The sequence below is a fragment of the Xenorhabdus poinarii G6 genome, assembly GCF_000968175.1.
GTDB lineage: Bacteria > Pseudomonadota > Gammaproteobacteria > Enterobacterales > Enterobacteriaceae > Xenorhabdus > Xenorhabdus poinarii.
On the sequence record NZ_FO704551.1, the window covers coordinates 1,396,621 to 1,423,391 of the forward strand.

Annotated in this window: 19 protein-coding genes and 1 riboswitch; of the genes, 5 read left to right on the plus strand and 14 right to left on the minus strand. The window is 45.4% G+C overall.

Features of this window, described 5'->3' with window-relative positions:
* Window positions 1-99: 99 nt before the first annotated feature.
* A complete protein-coding gene (locus tag XPG1_RS06490; protein ID WP_045960541.1) occupies window positions 100-486 on the minus strand; it encodes a helix-turn-helix domain-containing protein in 387 nt (128 codons plus the stop codon).
* A 206-nt stretch (window positions 487-692) separates the two neighbouring features.
* On the opposite strand from XPG1_RS06490, the gene mgrB reads away from it, so the two are divergent.
* The 4 genes from mgrB (at window position 693) to thiD (ending at window position 4,322) form a co-directional block, all read left to right on the plus strand.
* Entirely contained in the window at window positions 693-824 is a 132-nt protein-coding gene (gene mgrB, locus XPG1_RS17480) for a PhoP/PhoQ regulatory lipoprotein MgrB (protein WP_494545916.1), read from the plus strand.
* A gap of 213 nt (window positions 825-1,037) precedes the next feature.
* Window positions 1,038-2,411 carry an amino acid permease gene (locus XPG1_RS06495; RefSeq protein WP_045958350.1) on the plus strand — a complete coding sequence of 458 codons (1,374 nt, stop codon included), beginning with the start codon at window positions 1,038-1,040 and terminating at the stop codon, window positions 2,409-2,411.
* 642 nt (window positions 2,412-3,053) lie between these two features.
* Entirely contained in the window at window positions 3,054-3,263 is a 210-nt protein-coding gene (gene cspE / locus XPG1_RS06500) for a transcription antiterminator/RNA stability regulator CspE (RefSeq protein WP_045958351.1), read from the plus strand.
* 124 nt (window positions 3,264-3,387) lie between these two features.
* A riboswitch (TPP riboswitch) is annotated at window positions 3,388-3,480 on the plus strand.
* Window positions 3,481-3,524: 44 nt separating this feature from the next.
* Entirely contained in the window at window positions 3,525-4,322 is a 798-nt protein-coding gene (thiD, locus tag XPG1_RS06505; RefSeq protein WP_045958352.1) for a bifunctional hydroxymethylpyrimidine kinase/phosphomethylpyrimidine kinase, read from the plus strand.
* Between the two features lie 96 nt (window positions 4,323-4,418).
* Here the strand turns inward: thiD and fbaB are convergent, their stop codons facing one another.
* The gene (gene fbaB / locus XPG1_RS06510) at window positions 4,419-5,468 is read right to left on the minus strand and encodes a class I fructose-bisphosphate aldolase (RefSeq protein ID WP_045958353.1); all 1,050 of its coding nucleotides are present in this window, start codon (window positions 5,466-5,468) and stop codon (window positions 4,419-4,421) included.
* Between the two features lie 623 nt (window positions 5,469-6,091).
* The gene (trhP, locus tag XPG1_RS06515; RefSeq protein ID WP_045958354.1) at window positions 6,092-7,456 is read right to left on the minus strand and encodes a prephenate-dependent tRNA uridine(34) hydroxylase TrhP; all 1,365 of its coding nucleotides are present in this window, start codon (window positions 7,454-7,456) and stop codon (window positions 6,092-6,094) included.
* A 185-nt stretch (window positions 7,457-7,641) separates the two neighbouring features.
* Here trhP and XPG1_RS06520 point away from each other — a divergent pair, with 185 nt between their 5' ends.
* Entirely contained in the window at window positions 7,642-8,823 is a 1,182-nt protein-coding gene (locus XPG1_RS06520; protein WP_045958355.1) for an MFS transporter, read from the plus strand.
* Between the two features lie 22 nt (window positions 8,824-8,845).
* Here XPG1_RS06520 and baeR read toward each other — a convergent pair whose 3' ends face one another.
* The 11 genes from baeR to purM all read right to left on the minus strand — a co-directional run bounded on the left by baeR (window position 8,846) and on the right by purM (window position 26,548).
* Window positions 8,846-9,553 carry an envelope stress response regulator BaeR gene (baeR, locus tag XPG1_RS06525; protein WP_045958356.1) on the minus strand — a complete coding sequence of 236 codons (708 nt, stop codon included), beginning with the start codon at window positions 9,551-9,553 and terminating at the stop codon, window positions 8,846-8,848.
* Window positions 9,554-9,574: 21 nt separating this feature from the next.
* Window positions 9,575-10,972, minus strand: coding sequence for an envelope stress sensor histidine kinase BaeS (gene baeS, locus XPG1_RS06530; protein WP_045960543.1), 1,398 nt, complete (start codon window positions 10,970-10,972; stop codon window positions 9,575-9,577).
* An 8-nt stretch (window positions 10,973-10,980) separates the two neighbouring features.
* Window positions 10,981-14,097 (minus strand): multidrug efflux RND transporter permease subunit MdtC, encoded by a 3,117-nt coding sequence (mdtC, locus tag XPG1_RS06535; RefSeq protein WP_045958357.1) that lies wholly within the window; start codon window positions 14,095-14,097, stop codon window positions 10,981-10,983.
* Window positions 14,094-17,273, minus strand: a complete 3,180-nt coding sequence (locus XPG1_RS06540) for an MdtB/MuxB family multidrug efflux RND transporter permease subunit (protein WP_045958358.1) — start codon at window positions 17,271-17,273, stop codon at window positions 14,094-14,096. The genes mdtC and XPG1_RS06540 overlap by 4 nt, the downstream gene beginning before the upstream one ends.
* Window positions 17,273-18,511, minus strand: a complete 1,239-nt coding sequence (locus XPG1_RS06545) for an MdtA/MuxA family multidrug efflux RND transporter periplasmic adaptor subunit (protein ID WP_045958359.1) — start codon at window positions 18,509-18,511, stop codon at window positions 17,273-17,275. The genes XPG1_RS06540 and XPG1_RS06545 overlap by 1 nt, the downstream gene beginning before the upstream one ends.
* 164 nt (window positions 18,512-18,675) lie before the next feature.
* Entirely contained in the window at window positions 18,676-20,139 is a 1,464-nt protein-coding gene (gene mgtE, locus XPG1_RS06550; protein ID WP_045958360.1) for a magnesium transporter, read from the minus strand.
* A gap of 142 nt (window positions 20,140-20,281) precedes the next feature.
* Window positions 20,282-21,814, minus strand: coding sequence for an exopolyphosphatase (gene ppx, locus XPG1_RS06555; RefSeq protein ID WP_045958361.1), 1,533 nt, complete (start codon window positions 21,812-21,814; stop codon window positions 20,282-20,284).
* Between the two features lie 3 nt (window positions 21,815-21,817).
* Window positions 21,818-23,887 carry a polyphosphate kinase 1 gene (ppk1, locus tag XPG1_RS06560; RefSeq protein ID WP_045958362.1) on the minus strand — a complete coding sequence of 690 codons (2,070 nt, stop codon included), beginning with the start codon at window positions 23,885-23,887 and terminating at the stop codon, window positions 21,818-21,820.
* A 74-nt stretch (window positions 23,888-23,961) separates the two neighbouring features.
* Window positions 23,962-24,504, minus strand: coding sequence for a spermidine N1-acetyltransferase (gene speG / locus XPG1_RS06565; protein WP_045958363.1), 543 nt, complete (start codon window positions 24,502-24,504; stop codon window positions 23,962-23,964).
* A 246-nt stretch (window positions 24,505-24,750) separates the two neighbouring features.
* A complete protein-coding gene (gene purN / locus XPG1_RS06570) occupies window positions 24,751-25,389 on the minus strand; it encodes a phosphoribosylglycinamide formyltransferase (protein ID WP_045958364.1) in 639 nt (212 codons plus the stop codon).
* Between the two features lie 115 nt (window positions 25,390-25,504).
* Window positions 25,505-26,548: a phosphoribosylformylglycinamidine cyclo-ligase gene (gene purM / locus XPG1_RS06575; protein ID WP_045958365.1), complete on the minus strand. Its 1,044-nt coding sequence runs from the start codon at window positions 26,546-26,548 to the stop codon at window positions 25,505-25,507.
* Between the last annotated feature and the right edge of the window lie 223 nt (window positions 26,549-26,771).

Genomic DNA, 26,771 nt, shown 5'->3' on the forward strand with positions numbered 1-26,771 from the left:
TCGTTCTGCGAATGGCTGGCTTTTTTATGCTTAACAATATACGGATGAAGTAAAAAACATCACATCTATTTAGTCTTGCTCAATATAATTATCATTATGTCATGATCCGCCGTTGTCAGTGAGATGTAATGGAAGCTTAACTTCAAGTTCAATATCTGTACTTTGACGAAAATCGTAAGGCGTAATGCCGTATTCTTTACGGAACATATAGGTGAAATGGGATTGAGAGCCAAAGCCGAAATCCAGGGCGATGTCAAAAATAGGCAAAGAACTATTTCTTAATAGCGCAACAGCACCCGCCAAGCGCCGCTGACGGATGTATTTTCCAAGAGATATGCCGGTCACTTCCTTGAATATTTTCTGCATATGCCAAAGTGAGTAGCCAGAGTAAGCAGCAAGCTCTTCAAGATGAATGACACGGCCAAGATGGTTTTCTATCCATTTACTCAGTGCGTATACAAGTGCTAAGTGGTTATCTTGTGTCATCACAATTTTAAACTGGTTAAAGGTTGGTGAAGTATACACAACTTCTTTTCAAGATGACAAAATCCATTATGATGGGGGGATAACGAGCCGATAAGGATTCTGACGCACCATCAGACTATGTGATGACTTGCCACAATACACCATGCTTTTATTGTCACTATTATAACAATAAAAGGATATTAGGGGGCTAATTGAAGACTAAAAAAGTGTTTTTAACGCTGTGCTCAATATTAATGTGTTTGTTTTTGTATCTGTTAGCGTTAGACATACATTGTCAGCAAGGTGAGGATGTCGTCGAATTTGGTGTTTGCTCCATCACCCGATACTTACCTTTTTGATATTCACTCAATCGTTAGCCTGCTTGCATATGTGTTAACATACCTTTGCGGTATTCATTATGACAATAGGTTGAGTAAATTTGGATTTGATAAATTTTATACAAGCTGGGGAAGACAGAAAATTTTTGGTTCTATTCAGGTTTTATGATTCAGAACAACAAATAAAATAGCGGTTAATGAGACGGGTTCTAAGCATCGTAAAAAGAGGACGAGATGGCAGAACAACAAGAACAACAAGCCACGCTTAAGCGTGGCTTAAAGAACAGGCATATCCAGCTTATTGCCCTTGGTGGTGCAGTAGGAACCGGATTATTTTTGGGTATTGCGCAAACGATTCAAATGGCGGGGCCTGCGGTACTGCTTGGGTATGCAATTGGTGGGATTATTGCGTTTTTGATTATGCGTCAATTGGGCGAGATGGTTGTTGAAGAGCCTGTAGCGGGATCATTTAGCCACTTTGCTTATAAATACTGGGGGAATTTTGCCGGTTTCCTGTCAGGCTGGAACTACTGGGCCATGTTTATTTTGGTTGGCATGGCTGAATTAACGGCTGTGGGGGTGTATATCCAATACTGGTGGCCGGACGTTCCCACTTGGATTTCTGCAGCAATATTTTTTGTCCTGATTAATCTTGTCAATCTCATTAATGTCCGGTTGTATGGTGAAACTGAGTTTTGGTTCTCAATTATTAAAGTCAGTGCGATCATCGGGATGATTGTTTTTGGCAGCTATTTACTGATTAGCGGTCATGGCGGTCCACAGGCAAGCATCACCAACTTATGGCAGCAGGGCGGTTTTATGCCAAATGGGGTTTCTGGCTTGATTACGGCGATGGCAGTGATCATGTTTTCATTTGGTGGGCTGGAAACCGTGGGTATCACAGCCGCAGAAGCAGAGCATCCCGAAAAAAATATTCCCAAAGCAACCAATCAGGTTGTTTATCGAATATTGCTGTTTTATATCGGCTCACTGGCTATTTTATTGTCGCTATATCCGTGGACGAAAGTGGTAGAAGGTGGTAGTCCTTTTGTTTTGATTTTTCATGATCTGGATAATTTTTGGGTAGCAAATGTCCTGAATGTCGTGGTACTCACGGCGGCATTGTCGGTTTATAACAGTGGTGTGTATTGTAACAGCCGGATGCTGTATGGTTTGGCTAAACAAGGTAATGCTCCCCGTATACTCACAAAAGTAAACAAACGTAATGTGCCTGTTTTATCCATTGGCTTATCAGCGTTGGCAACTTCAATGGGGGTCTTGGTTAACTATGTGATGCCCGGTAAAGCCTTTGAGCTGTTGATGGCGTTAGTGGTCACGACGTTAGTTATTAACTGGATTATGATCTGTTTTGCGCACTTGAAATTCCGTGCCGCCAAAAATAAAGAAGGTGTTAAAACTCAGTTTCAGGCACTGTGGTATCCCTATGGAAATTACCTGTGTTTGGTATTCCTGGCGTTCATTCTTGTCATTATTTTGACGATCCCCCCTATTCGTATCTCGGTTATTTTGATGCCGTTTTGGATTGGTGTTTTATGGATCGGGTACTTGATCGCTCGATCAAACAAAGCCAGGAAACAGGTAAACTAGTTGTTGTGTACGCGCCGTATCTTGTTAGCCGGGTAGCGATACTCGGCTTTTTTATTTTCCCGGATTGAAAGTACCAACGATGTTCGTGTATGTACGTGGCGAAATCAGTTTATCGTATGGGAATAACCTGTTGTGGGAATAGTCAGAAACGTCTTATAAATATTATAATTGGATAATATTTAATGAATAATAAACGAAAATTAGGTTGATTACGGGTAAAGCAATTATTTTCTATGTACAAAAAGAATGATTTAAATTAAATATTCTTTTTATCCTTATCTAGAATAGATTTTGTATAACGATAATTCTCTGCTTTACACCGTAACAGGTGTGAAAAACAATATGATGTATTAAACAGACTCAAGTGACTTATGGCATGTAACAATTTCTTTTTGTATTGATTCATGATGTTATATCACTTAAAGGTTATTGAGTAATTTCAAATCGGAATAGAGAATCAGGGTTTAAAATATGTGCGTTAACGCCAGCGCCTGAAAAAAATGGCTTGCGATTATATAAAGAGTGTGTAATAAAACATATGGGTAAACGAAGTATTGCTCTGTTAATAAATAACGGCAACCAATACTGTTTTTTATTTTTATGCCAATAGGCTAATAAAGTGATTCAAAGGAAATTTTTGAAATGGCAAAAATCACTGGTACTGTGAAGTGGTTCAACGAGTCTAAAGGTTTTGGTTTTATTACCCCTGCGAATGGTAGCAAAGATGTATTTGTACATTTTTCTGCAATTGTGAAAGATGGGTTTAAAACATTATCTGAAGGCCAACAAGTTGAGTTTGAAATTCAGGAAGGCCCGAAAGGTCCTGCTGCTGCAAACGTTTCAGCTTTATAGTCATTAATTTAATTTGGTTGGTGTTTAATTACTGGCTAAATATATTTATCATCGTTCTGGTTTGATTGTCTGATGATAATTTATTGCAAATATCACTCTATTGAGGTACTAATAGAGTGATTTTTATTTTGACTCGGGGCGTTCTTTATTGAACTGAGAAGCACCCGTATTACCTGATCTGGATAATGCCAGCGTAGGGAAGTCATGGTATCACGAGTTCCGATACCCGCTTTTCTTTAGTTGGTAGTAGGAATGACGACCATGAGAATTAATTCACTGACCATCGCAGGCACAGATCCTAGTGGTGGTGCCGGCATTCAAGCCGATTTAAAAACCTTTTCCGCCCTTGGTGCTTACGGTACAGCAGTGATAACTGCGTTGGTAGCGCAGAATACAATGGGCGTACAATCAGTTTATCATCTTGATCCCCGCTTTATTGTTACCCAGTTAGAATCTGTGCTTTCAGATGTCAGGATAGATAGCGCCAAAATAGGTATGCTGTCGAATGCAGCTAATGTCACTGCAATAGCAAAATTATTGCATTGTTATCCCATTCCCTACATAGTCTTGGACACCGTGATGGTGGCGAAAGGAGGAGCGCCTTTGTTATCACCTGAGGCCGTGACAGAAATGGTAGAACAACTCTTTCCTCTCGTCTCTTTGATCACGCCCAACTTACCGGAAGCCGCAGCCATATTGAAATGTGATCTTGCCAAGACCGAAGATGATATGTTATCGCAGGGACGTGCATTATGCGCAATGGGCTGTCAGGCTGTTTTGTTGAAAGGTGGACATTTGCCTAACGAAGAAAGCCCGGACTGGCTTTTTACCCCGGAAGGAGAGTGGCGTTTTACAGCGACCAGGGTTAATACCCGACATACGCATGGAACGGGTTGTACGTTGTCCGCAGCACTCACGGCATTACGTCCACGTTATTCTGATTGGCAAAGTACGTTGCCAGTGGCGAAAAACTATTTACAACATGCACTGATGCAGGCGGATAGCCTGGAAGTGGGTCATGGCATTGGTCCTGTCCACCACTTTCATCAATGGTGGTGATATTGCCCCGAATCATGCCCTTTTGGGATGATAGCGGATTTGAGAAATGGGGATATGGGGTCCCCATTTTGAAGCTGCTACCTCTGAGGTTGTTGATTAGGCGATAGTGATTGTCTTATCGAGATAGACATCCTGTACGGATTGGATCAATTCAACACCGTCTTTCATCGATTTTTTGAACGCTTTACGGCCAAGGATCAATCCCATGCCACCGGCTCGTTTATTGATAACAGCCGTGCGGACTGAGTCACTTAAATCATTATCTCCAGATGCGCCGCCTGAATTGATTAATCCCGCCCGGCCCATATAGCAGTTAGCCAGTTGATAACGAACGAGATCAATCGGATGTTCAGTGGTCAGATTGTCGTAGACGCGTTTATCTGTATGCCCGAACCCAATCGCAGTATAGCCACCATTTGTTTCAGCCATTTTTTGTTTCACGATGTCGGCACCGATCGTGACTGCCAGATGGTTTGCCTGACCAGTTAAATCGGCGCTGGTGTGATAATCAACCCCGTTTTTCTTGAAAGCCGGATTGCGTAAATAAGCCCATAAGACGGTCACCATGCCTAGTTCGTGAGCACGTTCGAATGCGGCTGAAATTTCTTCTATTTGGCGGCGTGATTCGGGGGAGCCGTAATAGATTGTTGCGCCTACCGCAATGGCGCCCAGATTAAATGCTTGTTCGACGCTGGCATACAAAGTTTGATCATATTGTGCCGGATAGGTCAACGTCTCATTGTGGTTAAGCTTAACCAGAAATGGGATCTTATGTGCATAACGACGAGAAACAGATGCCAGAACACCGTAAGTGGAAGCCACACAATTACAGCCAGCTTCAATGGCCAGTTCAACGATATTTTTGGGATCAAAATAGAGAGGATTGGCCGCAAAAGAAGCGCTGGCAGAATGTTCAACGCCTTGATCCACAGGCAAAATTGAAAGATAACCCGTCCCTGCCAGACGGCCATGATTCAGTAAGGTTTGCATGGAACGGAGTACGGTATTGGGGCGGTTATTTTCAAGCATTACTCTATCAACAAAATCGCTCCCCGGGAGATAGAGATTTTCACGTGGCAATGTATTGCATTGATGTTGTAATAAATTCTCTGCGTCTTTTCCTAACAATTTAGCGATATTCGTCATGATTAACTCCAGTTTGCAAAAGGCGCTGTTAATTGTTGTTGATATCAGGGGGGATCTCAAGATAAGTCGTCAGGGAAGCCGCAGTGGATCGCTTCAGTTAATACAAATGTGACTAACTACAAATGTTACTAACATTTAACCCTTTTTCATCACAATAAAGCGCAATAATATTCATTTGATAGGGTGTTAAATTAATTCCATTTCATTCATGGATTGAATAATCCTGATGGTTTTTCCTGGAAATTTCTTTCATTAAAATAAATAAATTCTGACGGTATTTGTTAACATACTGTTTTCTCGGTTATCATAAATAGAGTGACTAATAAATATTGAATAAATATTCAATATGAATTCAGATACATTAAGTTAATTTATGTTTCATGAATGGAGGGAGTGTTTTAATACCTTGAATTGACAGTGTTTTTATAAAATGGCTAAAAAGAAAAGGCCAGCTCAAGGGAGATTGAGCTAGCCAAGGAGGTGGTTCCTAGTCTTACAATAAAACTTTTTTAGTTCTTTATTTTCTGGGACTGATAATACGAGAAATCAAATAGTATTGATGTGATCTGTTTCTAAAAAAATAGAACTATTTCTTTAAAAACCGATTCTGATTATTTCACTTGTCATTCTTGTGGGTGAGGTTTTCTTGTATTGCCGCTTTTTAAATATCGGACAAGCAAAGCATAATCCAGCTTGATTTCTTCAGGAATAGGCAGATAAACGATATGTCCATCGCCGGGCGCAATTTCTATCGGCTGGCCTTTTTTATTTGTCATGGATGCTAACGTAAAGTTGATATTACCTGCCGGGGTCATGAGTTCCAAATAATCCCCAACAAGAAATTTATTCTTCACCGCAACTTCAGCTAACCCATTGACCCGCTTGCCAGTTAGTTCGCCAACGAATTGTTGTGTATCCGACACGGAATAGCCATATTCGTAAGTCTGGTAGGCATCATGGGTATGACGACGCAGAAAACCTTCGGTATAGCCTCGATGTGCCAGGCCTTCCAGGGTGGTCATTAACGTTGGATCGAAAGGTTTTCCGGCAACGGCATCCTCTATTGCCCGACGATAGACTTGAGCGGTACGGGCACAATAATAGAAAGATTTGGTACGGCCTTCGATTTTCAGGGAGTGAACCCCCATCGTTGTTAATTTTTCCACATGTTCAATTGCGCGTAAGTCTTTAGAGTTCATGATATAAGTGCCATGTTCATCTTCAAACGCGGACATATATTCGCCAGGGCGTTTGGCTTCTTCTATCATGAATACCTTGTCCGTGGGCGCACCTTGACCCAATGTGGGGTCAAGATTTTTCACCGGGATGGGATCGTGCATATGGACAATATTGCCGACAGTATCTTCCTTGCCTTCCTGTACATTGTACTCCCAACGACAGGCATTGGTGCAAGTCCCCTGGTTAGGATCGCGTTTGTTGATATAACCGGATAACAGGCAACGCCCGGAGTAAGCCATACAAAGGGCACCATGCACAAAAACTTCAAGCTCCATATCGGGCACTTGCTGGCGGATTTCAGCGATTTCTTCCAGTGAGAGTTCACGGGAGAGAATAACCCGCGTCAGTCCCATCTGTTGCCAGAATTTGACAGTTGCCCAGTTGACTGCGTTAGCCTGGACTGAAAGATGAATCTCAATTTCAGGAAAGGCTTCCCGTACCATCATAATCAAGCCTGGATCGGACATAATCAGCGCATCAGGCTTCATTTCCACGACGGGCTTTAAATCACGGATAAACGTTTTCAGTTTTGCATTATGGGGGGCGATATTCACGACGACGTAAAAACGTTTACCCAAGTCGTGCGCTTCTTTAATCCCTTGCGCCAGTGTTTCGTGGTTAAATTCATTATTACGAACACGCAGGCTATAGCGGGGCTGTCCGGCATAAATGGCATCGGCACCATAAGCGAATGCATAACGCATGTTTTTCAACGAGCCGGCAGGAGAAAGTAATTCTGGAGTCAACATATTCTTAACGTTCTCGATCTGAGTTCAAGTCAGTCCTTACCCAACGTCATTATCATTACTAAGGGTAAGGTTTAAAAGAGAGGGATTTTAGCGCCGATGCCATCATTAGCACAAATAGATTATGATGAATATCGCGGTAAAAAGAATAATGTGATTCGCTTATCACCTTTAATGAGGAATTCTGCATGCCAGCCGCTATTTGGGCCTTAGCGATAGCGACATTTGGGATTGCTACGACCGAATTTATTGTCGCTGGTTTACTTCCTGAAATCGCCACCGAATTTACTATTTCGATACCAACTGCGGGGTATATGGTAACCAGTTATGCACTGGGTGTCTTTGTCGGGGCGCCTGTTTTAATCCTATTAGGGGCGCGTATAGAACGGAAAAAAATGCTTTCCATGTTAATGGTATTATTTATTATCGGAAATGCACTGACGACTTTTTCCCCAACATTTTCTCTGGCAATTATCGGCCGAATTGTTGCTTCCCTGACTCACGGTGCTTTTATGGGCATTGGGGCTATTATCGCCGCTGAACTGGTTGCGGAAAATAAAAGAACCACGGCGATTGCATTGATGTTTAGCGGCATGACAGTGGCTAACTTGGTTGGTATTCCGTTGGGCACATGGATAGGCAAAGCAATTTCCTGGCGTATGACGTTTGCAATAATTACTGTCATTGGCGTGATTGCCTTGGTGGGAATTTTAAAATTATTACCCAAATTTGATCAAAACGCGCCGGTCAGTATTAAAAAGGAATTGTTAGCTTTTACCAATATCCATGTGCTGTTGGCGATGGGGATCACGGTTCTGGGGCCTGCCGCATTTTTTACCACGATTACCTATATTGCGCCATTGATGATCAATATTGCCGGGTTTTCTGAGAGCGCCATCACCGGGATCTTACTGATTTTGGGGTTAGGGTTTTTCTTTGGCAATATTGTTGGCGGAAAACTTGCAGATAACGCCATGATGCCATTGCTGTATTCAACGCTGGGGCTACAGTCCGTTGTTTTATTGATTTTCTGGTTGTATGGTGCCAATCAATTGATTGCCTGTTTGAGTCTATTTCTGATGGCAGCATTGGGATTTGCCACCGTATCACCGATCCAGCGTTTGGTCATGGATAAAGCCCAAGAAGCCGGAGCACCTAATCTTGTTTCTTCTGTCAATATTGGTTTTTTTAATTTAGGCAATGCAGTCGGCGCGTGGTTAGGTGGTGTGATTATCGCGGCTAATTATAGTTACACAACACTCAATTTGGCGGGAGGAGGGCTGGCGGTTATGGCGTTGTTATTAGCGGTTATTTCGGGTTTTCTCGATCAGAAAAAACGACAAGAACGGCCAAAAAAGCAGCCGCAATAATGGGATTTACCGCAGGCAACAATTACATTAAACGGCAAATTTCGGCTTCCCAACGATAGCCCAAACCATAAATGGAACGGATAAAGGATTTATCTTCATCCAATTGTTCCAGCTTCCGGCGTAAATTTTTAATGTGGCTATCAATAGTCCGGTCGTTCACAATGCGATGATCGTCATAGAGGTTATCCAGTAGCTGATCGCGGGAAAAGACCCGCCCTGGTTGGCTGGACATAATTTTGAGTAAACGGAATTCAACCGGAGTGAGTTCAAGTACGCGTTCAGAATAACGCGCCTGAAAGTGGTTTTCATCAATGGTCAATGTACTTTGCTCACTGATGATCGCTTTTGGGTGATAGCAACGCCGCAAGATGATTTTTACTCTGGCGACGATTTCTCGTGGGCTGTAAGGCTTGCAGATATAATCATCAGCCCCGATTTCTAATCCGACCAGCCGATCAATTTCCTCCGTTTTGGCGGTCATTATGACTATCGGAATATCTGAAAATTGACGGATTTCCCGACAGATCGACAATCCATCAAGGCCGGGCAGCATCAGATCAAGCAAAATAAGATGGGGTTGGTGTTGTTGAACATGGGCGATGACTTCATCACCCCGTGTCAGCCATTGGGTCTGATAATTCGCTGATTGCAGATAATCAACCAGTAACTGCCCCAACTTGGGTTCATCCTCAACGATTAAAACAGTGTATTGTGTAAGAGGTATACTCATTATCTTTTAAGTGATGATGTTTCAAATGAATGACGATGTCTCAAGTTCAGACGATTTAATCAGCGGTAATTCTACGTGAATTTTAATACCACCTAAAGGTGATATTTCCGCACGTATGATGCCGTCATGCGCTTCAACGATATTATAACAAATTGCCAGCCCAAGCCCTGAGCCGCCACTGGTACGGTTACGAGATGATTCACTGCGATAAAAACGTTCAAAAACACGCTGGCATTGTTCTGCCGTCAGCCCGGGGGCACTGTCTTGTAAATCTAATATCCATTTTTGCTGAACGGTGTAGGTGCGGATAATGACTTTTCCGTGCTCACTGGTGTAACGCAGGCTATTTTCCAGCAAATTGTGAAATAATTGTGTCAGTCGATTTGGATCGGCAAACAGGGTGACATTTTCGTTGACAGTCAGTGCCAACGCGATCTGTTTATCCGTAAAGCGGCTTTGATAACCCGTAACGGACTTTTGTAATAATGCACTGACATTCACCGCCACTTTTCTATAAGTGAGGGAACCACGATTAGAAAGGGATAATAAATGCAGATCGTCAACCAGCTTCGTCAGGGTGGCCACTTCCGTGAGCAAAGAGTGGATCGTTTCCTGAGTGGGCTTTCGTACCCCATCTTGCAACGCTTCCAGCTCACCACGCAGAACAGACAGGGGAGTGCGGAGTTCATGGGAAATATCTGCCATATAATCACGGCGCATCTGTTCATTTTTTTCCAGCGTACTGGCTAATTGGTTAAAATCGGATGCCAATTTACCGATCTCATCGTGACTGGATGGCCTGACACGCACACTGAAATCACCTGCGGTAAGTTTGTGCGTACCTTCCACAAGCCGTTTTACCGGTCTTAACAGGCCACGGGAGAGCAGAAAAGTGACAACCAGGGCCAATAATGTTGAAAAACCGACAATTATCCAACTGGTGAATTGTTGCTGGTGGGCGAAGCTAATATCAGCACGACGGGTAATTTTGTCCGATGCGCTGACAATCACCCAACCGACCACATTATTTTTGTAGCTGACGGGTTTGCGATAACTTTCTGCCGGAATGTCACTTTCATGCCCCACTAAACGATTCATCTGAGTATCCACAATCCAAAATTGGGGACGCCAACCATGAGATTTGGCTTGTTGATGGGGATCGTTACCTTGTTCAATTGTGCGGATAATCTGAAATATCACCCGATCATTTTGGGTCAGAAAATGCCAATTGCCGTATCGCTGGTATTGCTCTGTCAACGCTTCAGCTAGCCTGTTCGCCCGCATTTGGCTATTTTGCTTGATATAGCCAATAAAACCATGCTGAAAACTGAGATGAATGCCCCAGTGCATGGTGACCAGGACCAGCATACATGTAGCAAAAATGGTCAGAAAAAGTTTGCTGCTGATACCGATTCTCATCATAAACATCACTCGGGTTTAGGTTCAGCGACCTGAGATGACGAGGTGTTGCGAGTCGTCCGGCGATGACGCCATTTCTCCCGCAGCCGGTCAAAAAACAGATAGACAACCGGGGTGGTATATAAAGTGAGTATCTGGCTCATCACCAGACCTCCAACAATGGTGATCCCCAGTGGGAAACGTAATTCTGCGCCATCGCCATTGCTCAGAACTAAAGGCAAAGCCCCACACAGTGCGGCAAAGGTGGTCATCATGATCGGACGGAATCGCAATAAACTGGCCTGAAAAATCGCGTCCCGGGCACTGAGTTGACCGTTTCGCTGTGCTTCAAGAGCAAAATCCACCATGATAATGGCATTTTTCTTGACAATACCGACCAACAACATAATGCCAATCATCGCAATGAGGCTGAATGGTGTGTTGAACAACTCCAGCGCTAGCAAAGCCCCTATTCCCGCAGACGGTAGGGTAGAAAGAATCGTGAGCGGATGAATATAACTCTCATAGAGGACGCCCAGTACCAGATAAACGGTGACGATGGCAGCAAGGATCACCAGTAACTGAGAACGTTCGCTTTCCTGAAAATCCTGGGCTGTGCCGGCGAAAGAGCTACGCACTGCGGAAGGCACGCCTAATTCTGTGATTGTTCTTTCTATTGCCGCGGTTGCATCGGACAGCGTATAACCTGGCGCGACATCAAAGGCGATGGTTGTAGAGGCGAAAAGGCCCTGATGATAAACATCCAATGGCGCGTTGGCAGGATACCAGTGGGCAAAGTAGGAGAGGGGGATACGTTCTCCTTTGTCATTAATCACAAACATTTTTTCCAGCGCACTGGGATCCTGATTATATTGCGGTGAAACTTCCATGACGACCCGATATTGATTCAACGGGTTGTAAATAGTGGAAACCGCTCTTTGACCAAACGCATTATTGAGCAAATTATTGGCTTCAGTGACATTAATGCCTAAACGCGCCATGACATCACGATCATAGGTAATCGCTATTTCAGCGCCCTGCGCATTTTCATCGCTATCGGTATTGACATCCACCAACTGAGGTAATTTTCCCAGTGCTTTTTTGACAATCGGACTCCATTTACGCAGTTCACCAAAATCATCAGACAGTAAATTAAACTGATAAATTGACTTGGACCCTCGTCCACCGCCACTTCTCAGGTCCTGAACAGGCACTAAATATAAGCGTGCTCCTGCTTCATTTTGCAGTTCGCTTCTTAAGCGGGTGATCACTTGCTGAACACTTTCAGTCCGTTCTTTCCGTGGTTTCAGCGAAATGAACATATTGCCCGTATTCGTGCTGTCTCTACCGGTAAAGCCCACAACATTACTCACCGTGGGATCATCACTGACGAGCTGCATAAAGCGTTTCATTTTTTCACGCATGGCCTGAAATGAGATACTTTGATCCGCCACCACAAAACCCAGCATTTTCCCGGTATCTTGTTGAGGAAATAAGGTTTTGGGGATACTGATATAGAGCCAGATATTCAACGCAATAATCCCGACTAATGTCAGCAATACCCAACGGGTATGATTGAGTATCCATTTCAATGAGCGACCATAACCTTGCTGAATTCTCAACAACACTTTCCCGAATCCCCGTGTTTGCTTTTGGGTATTCGCCGAGGGGGATTTGAGCAGATACGCGCACATCATGGGGGTTAACGTCAGTGAAATGAACAGCGAAATGCCAATCGCGGTAGCCAGTGTGATGGCAAAATCCCGGAATAATCTGCCGAGTAATTCATCAATTAATACCAGGGGAATGAATACCGCAATGAGTGACAGACTCATGGCCAGCACAGTGAATCCGACTTCTCTGACGCCTTTGAGAGCGGCTTGCAGGGGTTTTAATCCGGTATTCAGGTGGCGGGAAATATTTTCCAGTACCACAATCGCATCATCAACAACAAATCCCGTGGCAATGGTTAATGCCATCAACGAGAGGTTATTCAGACTGAACCCACATAAGTACATGGCAGTAAACGTGCCAATCAGGGATATCGGAACGGCGATTGCCGGGATCAATGTCGCCCGGGGAGAACGTAAAAACAGGAATACCACTAGGATCACGGATGCGACAGCAATCACCAACGCTTGTTTGACTTCTTGCAGGGAAGCGTAAATGGTCGGTGAACGATCCTGTGCCACAGTTAACTGAACGCTGGCGGGCAAAGACGCTTGCAGAGCAGGGAGCTGGTCACGAATGCGTTGAACGGTGGAAATAATATTGGCACCTGCTTCACGACGAATAATCAGCGCAATAGCCGACTTATTTCCCGACATGCCCGCCGCGCGAACATCCTCGACAGCATTTTTTACATTGGCGACATCCTGCAACCTGACAGGAGAACCCTGATTGTAACGTACAATAATTGAACGGTAATCATCCGGCGTTTTCAGCTCGTCATTCGTGTGTAACTGCCAGATTTGTTTATCGGAATCAATATGTCCCGTTGGAGAGCGGAGATTGGCATTATTGATGGCATGACTGACATCGTTGAGAGAGATACCTTGATTAAAGAGCGCATTAGGATTGAGTTCAACACGTATCGCAGGTAATGAGCTACCGCTGACACTGACTTTGCTCACACCTTCTATTTGAGAAAGTTTTTGGGCGAGTCGGGTAGACGCAAGATCATACAGTTGCCCCCCACTGTAATGTTGGGCAGTGAGGGTCAAAATCATGATCGGTGCATCGGATAAATTCGCTTTATAATATCTGGGCTTATTCAGCATACCGGAAGGCAACAAATTTTGGGCCGCATTAATGGCAGCCTGAACATCCCGAGCTGCCCCATTAATATCCCGGTTGAGATCGAATTCCAGATAAATAAAAGAGGAATCGAGTGAGCTGAAAGAAGACATCTCCTTCACACCTGAAATCCGGCCTAATGCCCGCTCCAGTGGTGTCGTCACCGAAGATGCCATCGTTTCCGGTGATGCGCCGGGCATGGACGCATGCACGGTGATGACGGGAAAATCAACTTGCGGTAGCGGCGCTACAGGCAGCAACATAAAACTGAGCGCCCCGCAGAGCGTAATGGCCAGGCTTAGTAGTGTGGTGGCAACCGGCCGCTGAATAAATAAGGCAAAGAATTTCACAGCGGCTCCTGATGATTTATTGAGGATTTATCAAGCCTGATTGGACTATCCTGGCCATTTTGCTGCTGATTGCCTTTTCTGTTTTTCCGGCAATAGGCGGCCAACTGATCAAACAGCAAATAAATAACGGGCGTGGTGAACAGCGTCAGGATCTGGCTCATGATTAATCCACCAACCATGCTGACACCTAAAGGACGCCGCAGCTCTGCACCGATGCCGGTACTCATCATCAGTGGTAATGCACCTAGCAGTGCTGCCATGGTTGTCATCAAGATGGGCCTGAAACGTAACAGGCAGGCCTGGTAAATCGCCTCATAAGGCGTCATGCCTTTTTCCCGTTCAGCCGCCAGCGCAAAGTCGATCATCATGATGGCGTTTTTCTTCACAATGCCGATCAAGAGAATGATCCCGATGATGGCGATAATGTCGAGTTCATAGCCTCCCATCATCAAGGCCAACAATGCGCCGACCCCGGCAGTAGGTAAAGTTGACAAGATGGTGACGGGATGAATAAAACTTTCGTACAGTATGCCGAGGACGATATACATGGCAACGATAGCCGCCAGAATCAGCCAAAGAGTATTACTGAGCGCATCCTGGAAAGCCAGCGTTGCCCCCTGAAATTGCGTAATAATGTCTTTTGGCATTTGGATCGCCTGTTCTGCCGCCTGAACGGCATTTACCGCCTGTTCAAGGGAAGCGCCTTTTGCCACATTGAATGAAAAAGTGGTAGAAGGAAATTGCTGTAGGTGATCGATAGACAAGTTTCCTGGCCGCTGTTCAACCGTGGCAAGGGTATTGAGTGAAACCATTTTGCCATCATTACCGGTCAGATAAAGGCTGTTTAGCGCTTCCAGCCCCGGTGTATGCGTTGTGTCCTGTTCAAGAATAACGCGATACTGATTTGATTGCGTATAAATAGTCGAAATCAGGCGTTGGCCAAAAGCGTTATATAACGCATTGTCTACCGCTGCCATCGATATCCCAAAGCGGCTGGCCATATCCCTGTTAACATTAACATACGCCACCAGCCCCTGATCTTGCCAATTGTTACCGATATCCACTAACTCTGGCCGTTGTTTTAAGGCATTTTGTAACTGAGGCACCCAAATGGCGAGATCATCAAGTGAAGACGCTTGCAACGTAAATTGGTATTGGGTACGCGATACCTGGGTGTCAATAGTCAAATCCTGGGTCGGTTGCAGAGACAATTTGACGTCAGGCACGTTGGCTATGCGCGTCTGGAGGCGCGGTATCACGTCGTTAATTCGCTCATCACGTTGACTGAAGGGTTTTAACGTGATTTGAAGACGGGCGTTATTCAATGTGGGATTGCTACCATCAACACCGATAAATGCGGAGACATTATCCACCGCCGGATCGTTGAGTAATCGATCCGTGACTTGCCGCTGTTTTTCTGCCATAGCCTTGAACGAAATGGATTGTGGTGCTTCCAGGGTGCCTTGAATCAAGCCGTTATCTTGCAGGGGAAAAAATCCTTTCGGGATCATGATATAGAGCAGCGCCGTCAGCGCCAAAGTCGCGAATGCAACACTCAGTGTTATCCAGGGATGGTTTAACACACGTTTCAGGAGAACGGCATAGACTGCAATCATGCGCTCAAAAAAACGCTCACAGGCCTGTTCGAATCGATTGTGTCGAATGTTCGCTTCAGGTTTCAGCATCCTTGCGCACATCATCGGTGTTAGCGTCAATGACACCACGGCAGAAATTAAAATCGCGACGGCAAGGGTAATGGCGAATTCCCTGAACAGGCGACCAACGATATCCCCCATGAACAACAGCGGGATCAACACAGCAATTAATGAAAAAGTCAGGGAGATAATCGTAAAGCCGATTTCTCCCGCCCCTTTCAGCGCCGCCGCCAGCGGTTTCTCTCCTTGTTCAATGTGACGGGAAATATTTTCTATAACGACAATCGCATCGTCCACCACAAAGCCGGTCGCAATGGTTAACGCCATTAAGGTGAGATTATTGACGGAAAAACCACAAAAATACATCACGGCGAATGTCCCGACCAGCGAAAGCGGTACGGCAATACTCGGGATCAACGTTGCAGTGACATTGCGCAAAAAGAGATAAATCACCATGACAACCAACACAATCGCCAACAGGAGTTCAAATTGAACGTCTTTGACGGAATGGCGAATTGAAACCGTGCGGTCTGTCAGTAGTTCCACTTTGACGGCTTTAGGCAGGCTGCTGATCAGTTCTGGCAGCATAGCCCGGATATTATCTGTTGTCTCAATCACATTGGCACCAGGCTGGCGCTGGACATTGATCACGATGGCCGGTTTCTCATTCGCCCAGGCGCCTAAATGACTATTTTCCACCCCCTGTTCAATTGTGGCGATATCACGCAGGCGAATCGGTGCATTATTTTTATAGGCCACGATTAAATTGCGGTAATCGTCGATAGATTTCATCTGATCGTTGGAGGTGATGGAAATCGAGCGGGTCGGGCCATCAAAACTGCCTTTTGCCGAGTTCACGTTGGCTTTCATAATGGCAGAGCGAACCGTGTCACTGTCTAATCCTTGTGCCGCCACGGCCTGAGCATTCAACTTGACACGGACAGCGGGGCGCTGGCCGCCCGCCAACGTGGTCAGGCCCACACCACTGACTTGAGAAATACGCTGAGCAATGCGGGTTTCCACCATATCCTGTACCTGAGTCATTGGCAGAGCATCAGACGTAACAGCCAGAGTTAAAATCGGCGGATCAGCCGGGTTAACTTTGCTGTAAATTGGCGGGTAGGGCAGATCTCCCGGCAATAAGTTACTGGCGGCATTAATCGCCGCTTGGACATCCTGCTCTGCCACATCCAGAGGCAACGAGAGCTGGAAGACCAGCGTAATCACTGAAGCACCCCCAGAACTTCTGGATGACATCTGCTTTAAGCCGGCCATCTGACCAAACTGACGCTCCAGCGGTGCGGTTATTGCCGATGTCACCACATCCGGATTGGCACCGGGATAAAGTGTCACCACTTGAATCGTTGGATAATCGACTTGCGGTAAAGCAGAAACGGGCAGCATGCGATAACCAATCAACCCGGCGATTAAGATAGCAATCATAAACAGCGTCGTGGCCACAGGACGCAAGATAAACAGTCGAGATGGCCCGCCGCCTGTCAGTGAAGAATCAGATTGCATCAGGAATTCTCCGTCTTACCGTGTGATTGGGCTGACATTTTCTGCTCTTTATCTGCATCCAGTGATTCTATGCTCAAGGGTTTGACAATGTTGACTGTCGCGCCTTCGCTCAGGCCGTCAATGCCGTCAGTGACTACCCGCTCACCGGCTGACAGGCCACTGTTAATGACTACGAGTTGATCGTTTTGTAACCCTGCGATGACCTTTTGTTTGCTGACTTTATTGTCTTTATCTACTTTCCAGACGAAGTTGCCGCTATTTCCCATTTGTAATCCAGCGCTGGGAATAACAATAACATCATTGAGTGAATTGACTTTCATCTGGATATTGACGAACTGATTAGGAAACAACACATTATCTTGATTGTTGAACTGCGCTTTCATCTTGATTGTGCCAGTCGTCACATCGATCTGGTTATCGATACTGAATAATTTTCCTTGTGCTAATGGTTGCCGGTGATTGCGATCCCACGCGGTAACCGCGACATCTTTGTCATCTTTTTGTGCGTTTAACACGATATTAATGTCATTTTCAGGCAGGGAAAACAGTACATCAATCGGATCGACCTGGGTAATCACCACAATGGGCGTTGTTCCTGCACCAGACACATAGTTACCGACATCAATACGTTTTAGGCCAACCCGCCCGGAAATCGGTGCAGTGATACGGCTATATGCCAATTGTAGTTTGGCTTCATCGATATCGGATTGCGTTGCTTTCAAACTGGCTTCGCTCTGACGAACCAACGCGATTTGTTTATCGATATCTTGTTGGGCGATCAGTTTACTTTTTGCCAGTTGCTGAAAGCGAACCAAATCCTGTTTAGCGTTAGCCAATGTTGCTTGTGCTTTGTCATATTGCCCCTGTGCTCTTGCCAGTTTGACTTTCAGGGGGCGAGGATCGATTTCTGCCAGCAAGTCGCCTTTTTTGACCGTCTTTCCTTCATTGAAATGCAAAGCGATTAACTGCCCTTCCACTTGACTGGTGACCGTCACGGTATTTGCCGGCATCACCGTGCCTAACCCCACCAAATAATGCGGAACCGTATTGATCTCAGCCGTTGCTACCTGTACGGGAGGCGAGTCTGAGTTAGGGGATTTTTGTGCTGAGGTTGAACTTTTCGGATCACTGGATAATGACGGTGTGTTGAAGTATTTCCAGGAGAAGAAAATTGTCGCGATGATCACGGCGAGCGCCGCAGCAAGCAGAAAACGGTAGGAACGGCTTTTGTTATTCATGTACTCTACATTCTCTTAATGTTGTGGCAGTAATTAATGATGTCGCATCTTATGCCAAAATGGATGCAAGACTATATTATTAGTGTAACCAACGGGAATTAGCCAATAATGAAGAAAATATGGAGGTTTTGTCAAAATGATAATATTCCGAGGGGGATTTTTTATCACACCAGAAACAGTGTCGCTAATCCCAAAAAGATAAAAAATCCACCGGTATCGGTAATGGCTGTAATCATCACGCTGGAACCAATCGCGGGATCTCTGCCGAGTTTCATCATAATAAAGGGGATTAAGACGCCCATCATCGCCGCCATTAACAGGTTTAGCACCATTGCCATTGTCATAACACCGCCCATTGCCAGATCACCATAGAGCAGATAAGTGATGATCCCCATTATTCCGCCCCAAATAATACCGTTGATAAAGGCAACCCCCAGTTCCCGCAATAACAGGTAAGAAAAGCTGCCAGTTTGGATTTGATGCAGTGCCAGTGCGCGAACGATCATGGTGATGGTCTGGTTACCGGTATTGCCGCCGATGCCTGCCACGATGGGCATCAAGGTGGCCAGGGCAACCAACTGAGAAATGGTATGTTCAAATAAGCCAATCACCCGTGAAGCAACAAAAGCCGTACACAAGTTGATGGCGAGCCATGTCCAACGCGCTTTTACCGCTTGCCCAACCGGAGCGAAGACATCTTCTTCACGGCTTAACCCCCCCATGCGTCGGATATTGGTATCTGTCTCTTCACTTAAGGTATCCACAATATCTTCAACGGTCAGACGCCCCATCAAACGGCCGTTATTGTCCACGACGGCGGCAGAAATTAAGTCGTAACGTTCAAACGCACTGGCGGCATCTTCGCCTTTTTGCTCTGGTGAAAAGGTCACGGTATCCGTATTCATGACTTCGGTGACCAATCTGTCTGAGGCATTAGTCAATAAGGTTGTCAGGGGGAGTTCTCCCTGCAGACGATTCTTGCGATCAATCACAAAAATTTTGTCTGTTGTTTTGGGAATTGAGCCCCTGGAGCGCAAAAAGCGCTGAACGGTACTGAGGGTAATATTGCCCCGCACCGTGACGAATTCAAAATCCATCATCTGACCAATACTATCTTTGTGATACTGCAATACTTCACGAATGCGATTACGTTGACTCGGTTCCAGATAGGTCAGCAGACGGCGGGTGGTATCACGGGGAAGATGTTCGACGATATAAGCTTGTTCATCGACGTGTAGCTTACCAATGGCACGGAGCAGCAGAACGTCGGACATCTCTTTGATCAGGCTATCCCAAATGGGAATAGACGCTTCCATCAACACTTCACCACGCTGATTATTGTCGATGATACGCCATAAAGCGAGACGCTCATCATAAGGCAACGCTTCCAGAATATCGGCAATATCGGCGGCGTGCAGGCTAGCCAATAGCGTACTGACTTCCTCTATTTTCTCCAATAATTGCTCGTCACTGATAGCGGAATGCTTATCAGCCTGACCCAATAAGGTTTCGACAAATCGCTCATTGTGGGTAAAGAGTGAAAACAAGCGTTGACGAACCTGTGCCAGTTTTTGCGAATGTTGGCTGGTTATCGTTTTCTGATCAGGTGTAAAGGTCGGTTGTGACATGATGTACCTTTAAAGCGGGAAAGAGGGCAAAAACAGGCGATTGCCATCATATCGCCATCAATTTGGTTGCTATTGAGTATTATATTCGGTTTTTAAGCAACGGAGATATTTCATCACTTGCTGTTGTGTTTGCAGAGATAAATTAAGTCAACTCCTCTTTAATGTGTAAATTCCAGCCAGTCACATCACGCCAGTAGTTTTGCTCTTTTTCCAGATCAAACAACACGAGGGCATTGTGTGCCAGATAGTTTTTAGGCAGATAGAGTACCCAATGCCCCTGTTCGGTTTCCAGCCTTAATGTCGTTGGTATCGTGGTTGACTGTCTTTGGTTATTCAATAAGGTTGCTAGTCGCAAAATCTTAAGCATCGGAAGATACTGCTTTTTCTTGAACAGGTAAAACCGGGGATGCTCATGTATTTTTACCGCCTTGCGGTGATAACGCACCAGCGTGGCTAATAATGATTGCTGTTCCTGAGTAAATCCAGGTAGATCAGTATGTTGTAGGATATAAGCAGAATGCCGTTGCAAGCCACTCAGATTGATACTTAAACCGATCTCATGCAACATCGCCGCCCACAGCAAAATCGACTCCAGTTGGGGGTGTATGCGTTTGGGATTTTGTAGCGCCCACTGGTCATACAGGTTTTTGGCGGTACACCACACTCGCTCAGCCTGTTCACGATCGATGTTATAATGTTCAGCCAGGCTCTTAGCGGTTCGCTGGCGAATATCCTGATGGCGGAAACGATCTTCCATTTCATACAGGACACCTTCCCGCAATGCCCCTTGAGACAAGCGTAATTCCTGAATATTTAACGCATTGAAAATACCGCACAAGATTGAAAGACCGGGCACAAACGTCTGCTTGCGGTCATGAGATAATCCCGGCAAATCCAGCGCCTGGAAATTTTTATATTTCAGGACGTGTTTGACCAGCATATTGAGGCGTTCTGGCGTAATTAAGCCATCTTTTTCACCCAGTTCCACTAACAGTTCGTGTACGGCTTTGATCGTGCCCGATGCGCCCAGCGCAAAATCCCAACCTTTTGTCCGAAATTGCCAGACAAGATTTTCCAGTTTCTGTTCTGCCTGAAGCCGTGCCTGGCGAAAATTATGTTCACTGATCATCCCATCGGGGAAAAATTGGCGGGAAAAACTGACACAACCCATACGGCGGCTTTCAATCAAGAGCGGTTCGAAATCTTCACCAATGACTAACTCCGTCGAGCCGCCGCCAATATCAATCACCAGCTTCCGGCCTTTTTCTGGTTGCGTGTGTTCAACCCCCATAAAAATCAGCCGGGCTTCTTCATGACCCGAGATAATTTCAATGGGGTAGGGAATAACGTCTTTCGCCTGTTTCAGAAATTCTTGTGCATTGGTCGCTTCACGTAAACTATGGGTTCCCACTAAACAGACATTATCGGCAGAAAACCCCTGTAAGCGTTCGGCAAACAGAGAGAGGCAATTCAGGCCACGGCTGATGGCTTCGGTGCTCAGCTCATTGCTACTGTTCAAACCATCAGCCAAGTAAACCCGTTTCTTTAATCGTCCAATCACCTGGAGAGCACCGTTAACAATACGAGCGATGACCATATGAAAGCTGTTTGAACCCAAATCGATAGTGGCAATCTCTTGGGGTTTGGGCATGGGGGTGGTGGGCTTTAATGGCATAAATCAGGCTCTTGATTCCGGTTGTTCCAGGTTTTTTAAATAATCGTAAACAGCAAGCTGCGCGCGGATTTTACGCTTATTTCCCCGTGGAACATAGCGATTGCTCAATTCCTTATCAATGTACCGTGCCTTGACGGTATCACTGAATTGGAGTTCCAGGATGTCCAATACGTTTTGTCTCAGCATGGGATCGAGCAGACAAACCGCCACTTCAATGCGATGGTCAATGTTGCGCGTCATCCAGTCAGCAGAGGACAGGAAAACTTGTGCATTACCTTTGTTAGTGAAAACATAAACGCGATCGTGTTCCAGAAAACGATCGACGATACTGGTAACCTGAATGTTTTCGCTAAAACCGGATTGACCAGGAACCAACGAACACATGCCCCGCACCAGAATGCGGATTTTCACACCGGCTTCGGAAGCATCATAGAGGCGATCCACTAATTCCTTGTCAACAAGGTTGTTCACTTTTAGCGTGATACCCGCCAATTCACCGGCCTGCGCGTGCGCAATTTCCTGAGTAATTAACTGATTGAGCATGGCACGTGAATTTTGGGGTGATACCATTAAATTATTGAAGGTAACTGGCCGATAGGGGTTTTCAATAAAGTTAAACACCCGGCGAACTTCATTGGTAATGTCAGGGTTGGCCGTCAGTAAAGAATAATCGGTATAAAGGCGTGCGGTTTTTTCATTGAAATTGCCCGTACCGATATGGGCGTAACGAATGATCTTTTCGCCTTCGAGTCGAGAAATGATGAATAGCTTGGCGTGAATTTTCAGGCCGGGCGCGGAGAAAATGACATGCACGCCCGCTTGAGTGAGGCGTTTCGCCCAATGAATATTCGCTTCTTCATCAAAACGAGCCTGCAATTCCACCACGACGGTGACTTTTTTGCCGTTGTGTGCGGCGTGGATCATGGAATCAATAATGCGTGAATCTTTTGCGACCCGATAGATATTAATCTTGATCGAAAGCACACTGGGATCGAAAGAGGCCTGACGCAGCAATTCCAGCACATGTTCAAAGGTGTGGTAAGGATAATAAAGCAAGACATCTCTTTCACGGATCGCGTCGAATCCGTTGCGGAAATGGTCAAACCAGGGATGGCGCAATCGTGGTATCGGTTTGTTCAGAAGATTGCGGTTTCCTTCATTGGGGAATTTGATGAAGTCCCTGAAGTTATGATAGCGCCCCCCGGCGATGACCGAGTCATCATTGGATAACCCAAGTTTACTGCGTAATAGCTCCACCATTTCATCAGGCATATCACGCTGATAAACAAACCGTACCGGTTCCGCCGTCAGCCGTTGCTTTAAAGTCGAAGACATGAGCTCCAGCAGGCTGGATTCCATCTCTGTTGCCAGGTCATATTCGGAATCGCGTGTCATTTTCATCGAGTAGACGTTCAACGTATCGTAATCGAAGAACCCTTTGAAAATCTCATCCAGCGTATAACGCAGAATATTATCGATTAATATCATTGATTTGCGTTTTTTGGGCATCTCCGGGGGGAGATTGACGAAACGCGGGACTTTATCGGATGGGATCTCTAACAACGCGTATTGGGTTGCTTGCCCCCGAATAATTTCAACGGCCAGATAGGTATAATCATCTTTTAAAAATTCAACCAAATTGGTTTCTGAATTGATGACAATCGGGGTGATATGTGGCCGTAAATGCTGGCGAAAATATTGCCGTAGCCAGATTTGTTGGTTTGGCGATATCTGACGTTCGTTGATTAAGAAAATCTGATTACGCGCCATTTCCAGTAGCAGATCGTTATAGAGTGCATCGAATTCTTGATCGATTCGGGCAACTTTTGCCTGGATTTTTTTTAATAAATGGCGGGCATTAGTGGCGTAACCCTGTTCTTCACTGATAAGAATGCGTCTCTTTACATCGGCAAAGCGAACTTTATAAAACTCATCCAAATTATTGGAGTAGATCCCTAAAAATCGCATTCTTTCAATCAGCGGGTTACTTTTATCAGCTGCTTCCTGAAGAACCCGCTCGTTGAAAGAGAGCCAACTGAGTTCTTTCTCGGTATAAAGACGATCGTGGGACATGACTACTCCTTACTGCTCCATTGGGTTTTCCATCGGTCTTGAATGGTTAGTGTTTGATAAACCGGCGTGTCGAACTAGCTTTCACGGGCTTTATTGGCGAAATAGTGGCGTTGAAACATACACATTCTGATGGCGGTATGATAAGTGCCGTTGACAAAAAATTCATCGATTAATTCGCCTTCGGTCGTAAATCCCAATTTATTGTATATATGAATGGCTTTCAAATTCTCTTTATCGACAATCAAATACAGTTTATAAAGATTCAGGACAGCAAACGCATATTCCATCGCCAGTTTCAACGCCACGGTTGCGTAGCCTTGCCCTTCATAGGCGGGAGCGACGATAATCTGAAATTCTGCCCGGCGGTGGATATAATCAATCTCGACCAGTTCGACTAACCCCACTTTGGCGTTCGAGCTTTCAATGATAAAGCGGCGCTCACTTTGGTCATGAATATGTTTGTCATAGAGATCGCATAATTCAACAAAGGCTTCATAAGGCTCTTCAAACCAATAGCGCATCGCATTGAAGTTATTATTAATTTTATGGACAAAAGGGAGATCTTCCCGTTCAAGAGGACGCAAGTTTACGGATGGACTTTCTGAACCACTGGACATGAGTACCTCAATATTTTTTAAGGAACGACATGAGCGGGCACCTTGCTGATTTCAGGGTGCCACTTCACTGGATTGGGGGATCGACATGCTCGCGTGACATCCTTGTCTATGTTCCCAGAAACCCGTTATCTCATTGTTGCACATTAAGTTGAAAATGATGGCGTATCAATATAGTTGATAGTATACCCAATAAACGACAACTTGCATTGTGCGAACGATCAGGCGGCTTAATTTCCCTCGTTGGCCTTATTCCGCGGCATAACCTTGTGGTGGGAGAACCTTACCGTCCATTACCGCTGTATTGTCTTTCATGACCAGACGTTGGTCTAAAAACCAGCCAATCACCAGGGGATAAATACGATGTTCTTGCGCTTGTACACGCCCGATCACCTCTTCTTCATTATCCCCGGCAAAAATGGGCACTTTAGCTTGTAAAATACAGGGACCACCGTCTAATTCCTCGGTCACGAAATGGACGGAAGTACCATGTTCTTTATCGCCATTTTCTATCGCTTTCCGGTGAGTATGCAGGCCGGGATATTTAGGCAAAAGGGACGGGTGAATATTGAGCAGGCGGCCATCATAGTGCTGTACAAATTCGGGCGATAAAATTCTCATGTAACCCGCTAAAACCACCAAATCCGGCGCATATTGATCAATGGCCTGGAATAGGGCGGTATCGTAACTGATACGATCCGCATAGGACTTCGGGTTAATACAATGCGCGGGAATACCGGCCTGTTCAGCACGTTGCAGACCATAGGCTTCCGCATTATTACTGAACACCGCCGCAATACAGCCATTAATTCGGTTTTGTTGGCAGGCGTCGATGATCGATTGAAGATTACTACCCTTGCCGGAGACTAAAACGACAATTTTTTTCATGGTGTGTTTTCGCTGAAAAAATTGAGTGACTGGTGTACCCTTATTTCTTTTTGCAAATTACCGCCAATAGAGCGGTAATTTGCAATCAATCGGGCAGAATATTTATTGGAGCATGTTAGACGTCAATCACCACGGGCTGCTTATCTGAATCAAGTTCAGTAATCGAACCGATCTGCCATGCCTTTTCTCCTGAGGCTTGCAGGTATGAAATGGCTTGCTTTGCCTGATCTTGAGGAAGCGCAATGATCATGCCAACCCCACAGTTAAATGTGCGGTACATTTCATGCTCGCTGACATGACCGGCTTGTTGCAACCAAGTAAAAATCGCCGGCCACTGCCAACTGTTTGCGTTGATTCTTGCCTGCCTGTTTTCGGGTAAAACCCGGGGGATATTTTCCCAGAAGCCGCCGCCTGTCAGGTGTGAAATCGCATGAACGTCGACTTTTTCAATCAATTCAAGAACAGATTTAACGTAAATTTTGGTCGGGGCGAGTAAATGGTCTGCAATTGATATTCCTTCCAGTTGGGTCGTTTCTGGATCTGTCTGGCTGACTTCAAGAATTTTACGGATCAGGGAATAACCATTGGAGTGCGGCCCGCTGGACGCGAGTGCAATCAGTGCATCACCCGCCTGGACTTGGCTGCCATCAATAATGGCTGATTTTTCAACGACACCGACACAAAAACCAGCAACATCATAATCTTCCCCGTGATACATGCCGGGCATTTCTGCTGTTTCCCCTCCCACCAGAGCGCAGCCTGCTTGTTGACAGCCTTCTGCGATCCCGGTAATGACATTGGCGGCGGTGTCAATATCCAGCTTGCCAGTGGCATAGTAATCAAGGAAGAAAAGCGGTTCCGCGCCCTGAACAACCAGATCATTGACACACATGGCAACCAAATCAATGCCGATAGTCTCATGGCGTTTCAAGTCCATGGCCAGACGCAGTTTAGTGCCAACGCCATCGGTACCGGAAACCAATATCGGTTCACGATATTTCTGGGGCAGGGCACATAATGCACCGAAACCCCCTAATCCTCCCATCACTTCGGGGCGACGGGTCTGTTTTACGACACCTTTAATTCGATTGACTAAGGCATTGCCAGCATCAATATCGACACCAGCATCTTTATAGCTAAGAGAGGTTTTGTTGGTCACTGCGTAGCTCCCGGACGGTTGCATTTTTATGAATAAAACAGAACGGCGACAATTCTAACAGCCTAAGCAAACGTTTGCGATAGCTTTATCTCGGTTTTCCGTGAGAACTTTATGCCAGAAAACCCTGTGTGATTGATGAAAATCAACAGATTGCTAGTGGATTGATGTTGAAAAGGCGGTATAATCCCGCGATTTTTTTATCTGCCGGCTATATTAGGAGAAA

Coding starts and splice junctions, on each gene's coding strand:
- mgtE (WP_045958360.1), bottom strand. CDS start 20,139: ATGTCACAACCGACCTTTACACCTGATCAGAAAACGATAACCAGCCAA.
- XPG1_RS06490 (WP_045960541.1), bottom strand. CDS start 486: ATGACACAAGATAACCACTTAGCACTTGTATACGCACTGAGTAAATGG.
- purN (WP_045958364.1), bottom strand. CDS start 25,389: ATGAAAAAAATTGTCGTTTTAGTCTCCGGCAAGGGTAGTAATCTTCAA.
- XPG1_RS06545 (WP_045958359.1), bottom strand. CDS start 18,511: ATGAATAACAAAAGCCGTTCCTACCGTTTTCTGCTTGCTGCGGCGCTC.
- XPG1_RS06540 (WP_045958358.1), bottom strand. CDS start 17,273: ATGCAATCTGATTCTTCACTGACAGGCGGCGGGCCATCTCGACTGTTT.
- baeS (WP_045960543.1), bottom strand. CDS start 10,972: ATGAGAATCGGTATCAGCAGCAAACTTTTTCTGACCATTTTTGCTACA.
- cspE (WP_045958351.1), top strand. CDS start 3,054: ATGGCAAAAATCACTGGTACTGTGAAGTGGTTCAACGAGTCTAAAGGT.
- XPG1_RS06520 (WP_045958355.1), top strand. CDS start 7,642: ATGCCAGCCGCTATTTGGGCCTTAGCGATAGCGACATTTGGGATTGCT.
- baeR (WP_045958356.1), bottom strand. CDS start 9,553: ATGAGTATACCTCTTACACAATACACTGTTTTAATCGTTGAGGATGAA.
- trhP (WP_045958354.1), bottom strand. CDS start 7,456: ATGTTGACTCCAGAATTACTTTCTCCTGCCGGCTCGTTGAAAAACATG.
- speG (WP_045958363.1), bottom strand. CDS start 24,504: ATGTCCAGTGGTTCAGAAAGTCCATCCGTAAACTTGCGTCCTCTTGAA.
- thiD (WP_045958352.1), top strand. CDS start 3,525: ATGAGAATTAATTCACTGACCATCGCAGGCACAGATCCTAGTGGTGGT.
- fbaB (WP_045958353.1), bottom strand. CDS start 5,468: ATGACGAATATCGCTAAATTGTTAGGAAAAGACGCAGAGAATTTATTA.
- ppx (WP_045958361.1), bottom strand. CDS start 21,814: ATGCCATTAAAGCCCACCACCCCCATGCCCAAACCCCAAGAGATTGCC.
- ppk1 (WP_045958362.1), bottom strand. CDS start 23,887: ATGTCCCACGATCGTCTTTATACCGAGAAAGAACTCAGTTGGCTCTCT.
- XPG1_RS06495 (WP_045958350.1), top strand. CDS start 1,038: ATGGCAGAACAACAAGAACAACAAGCCACGCTTAAGCGTGGCTTAAAG.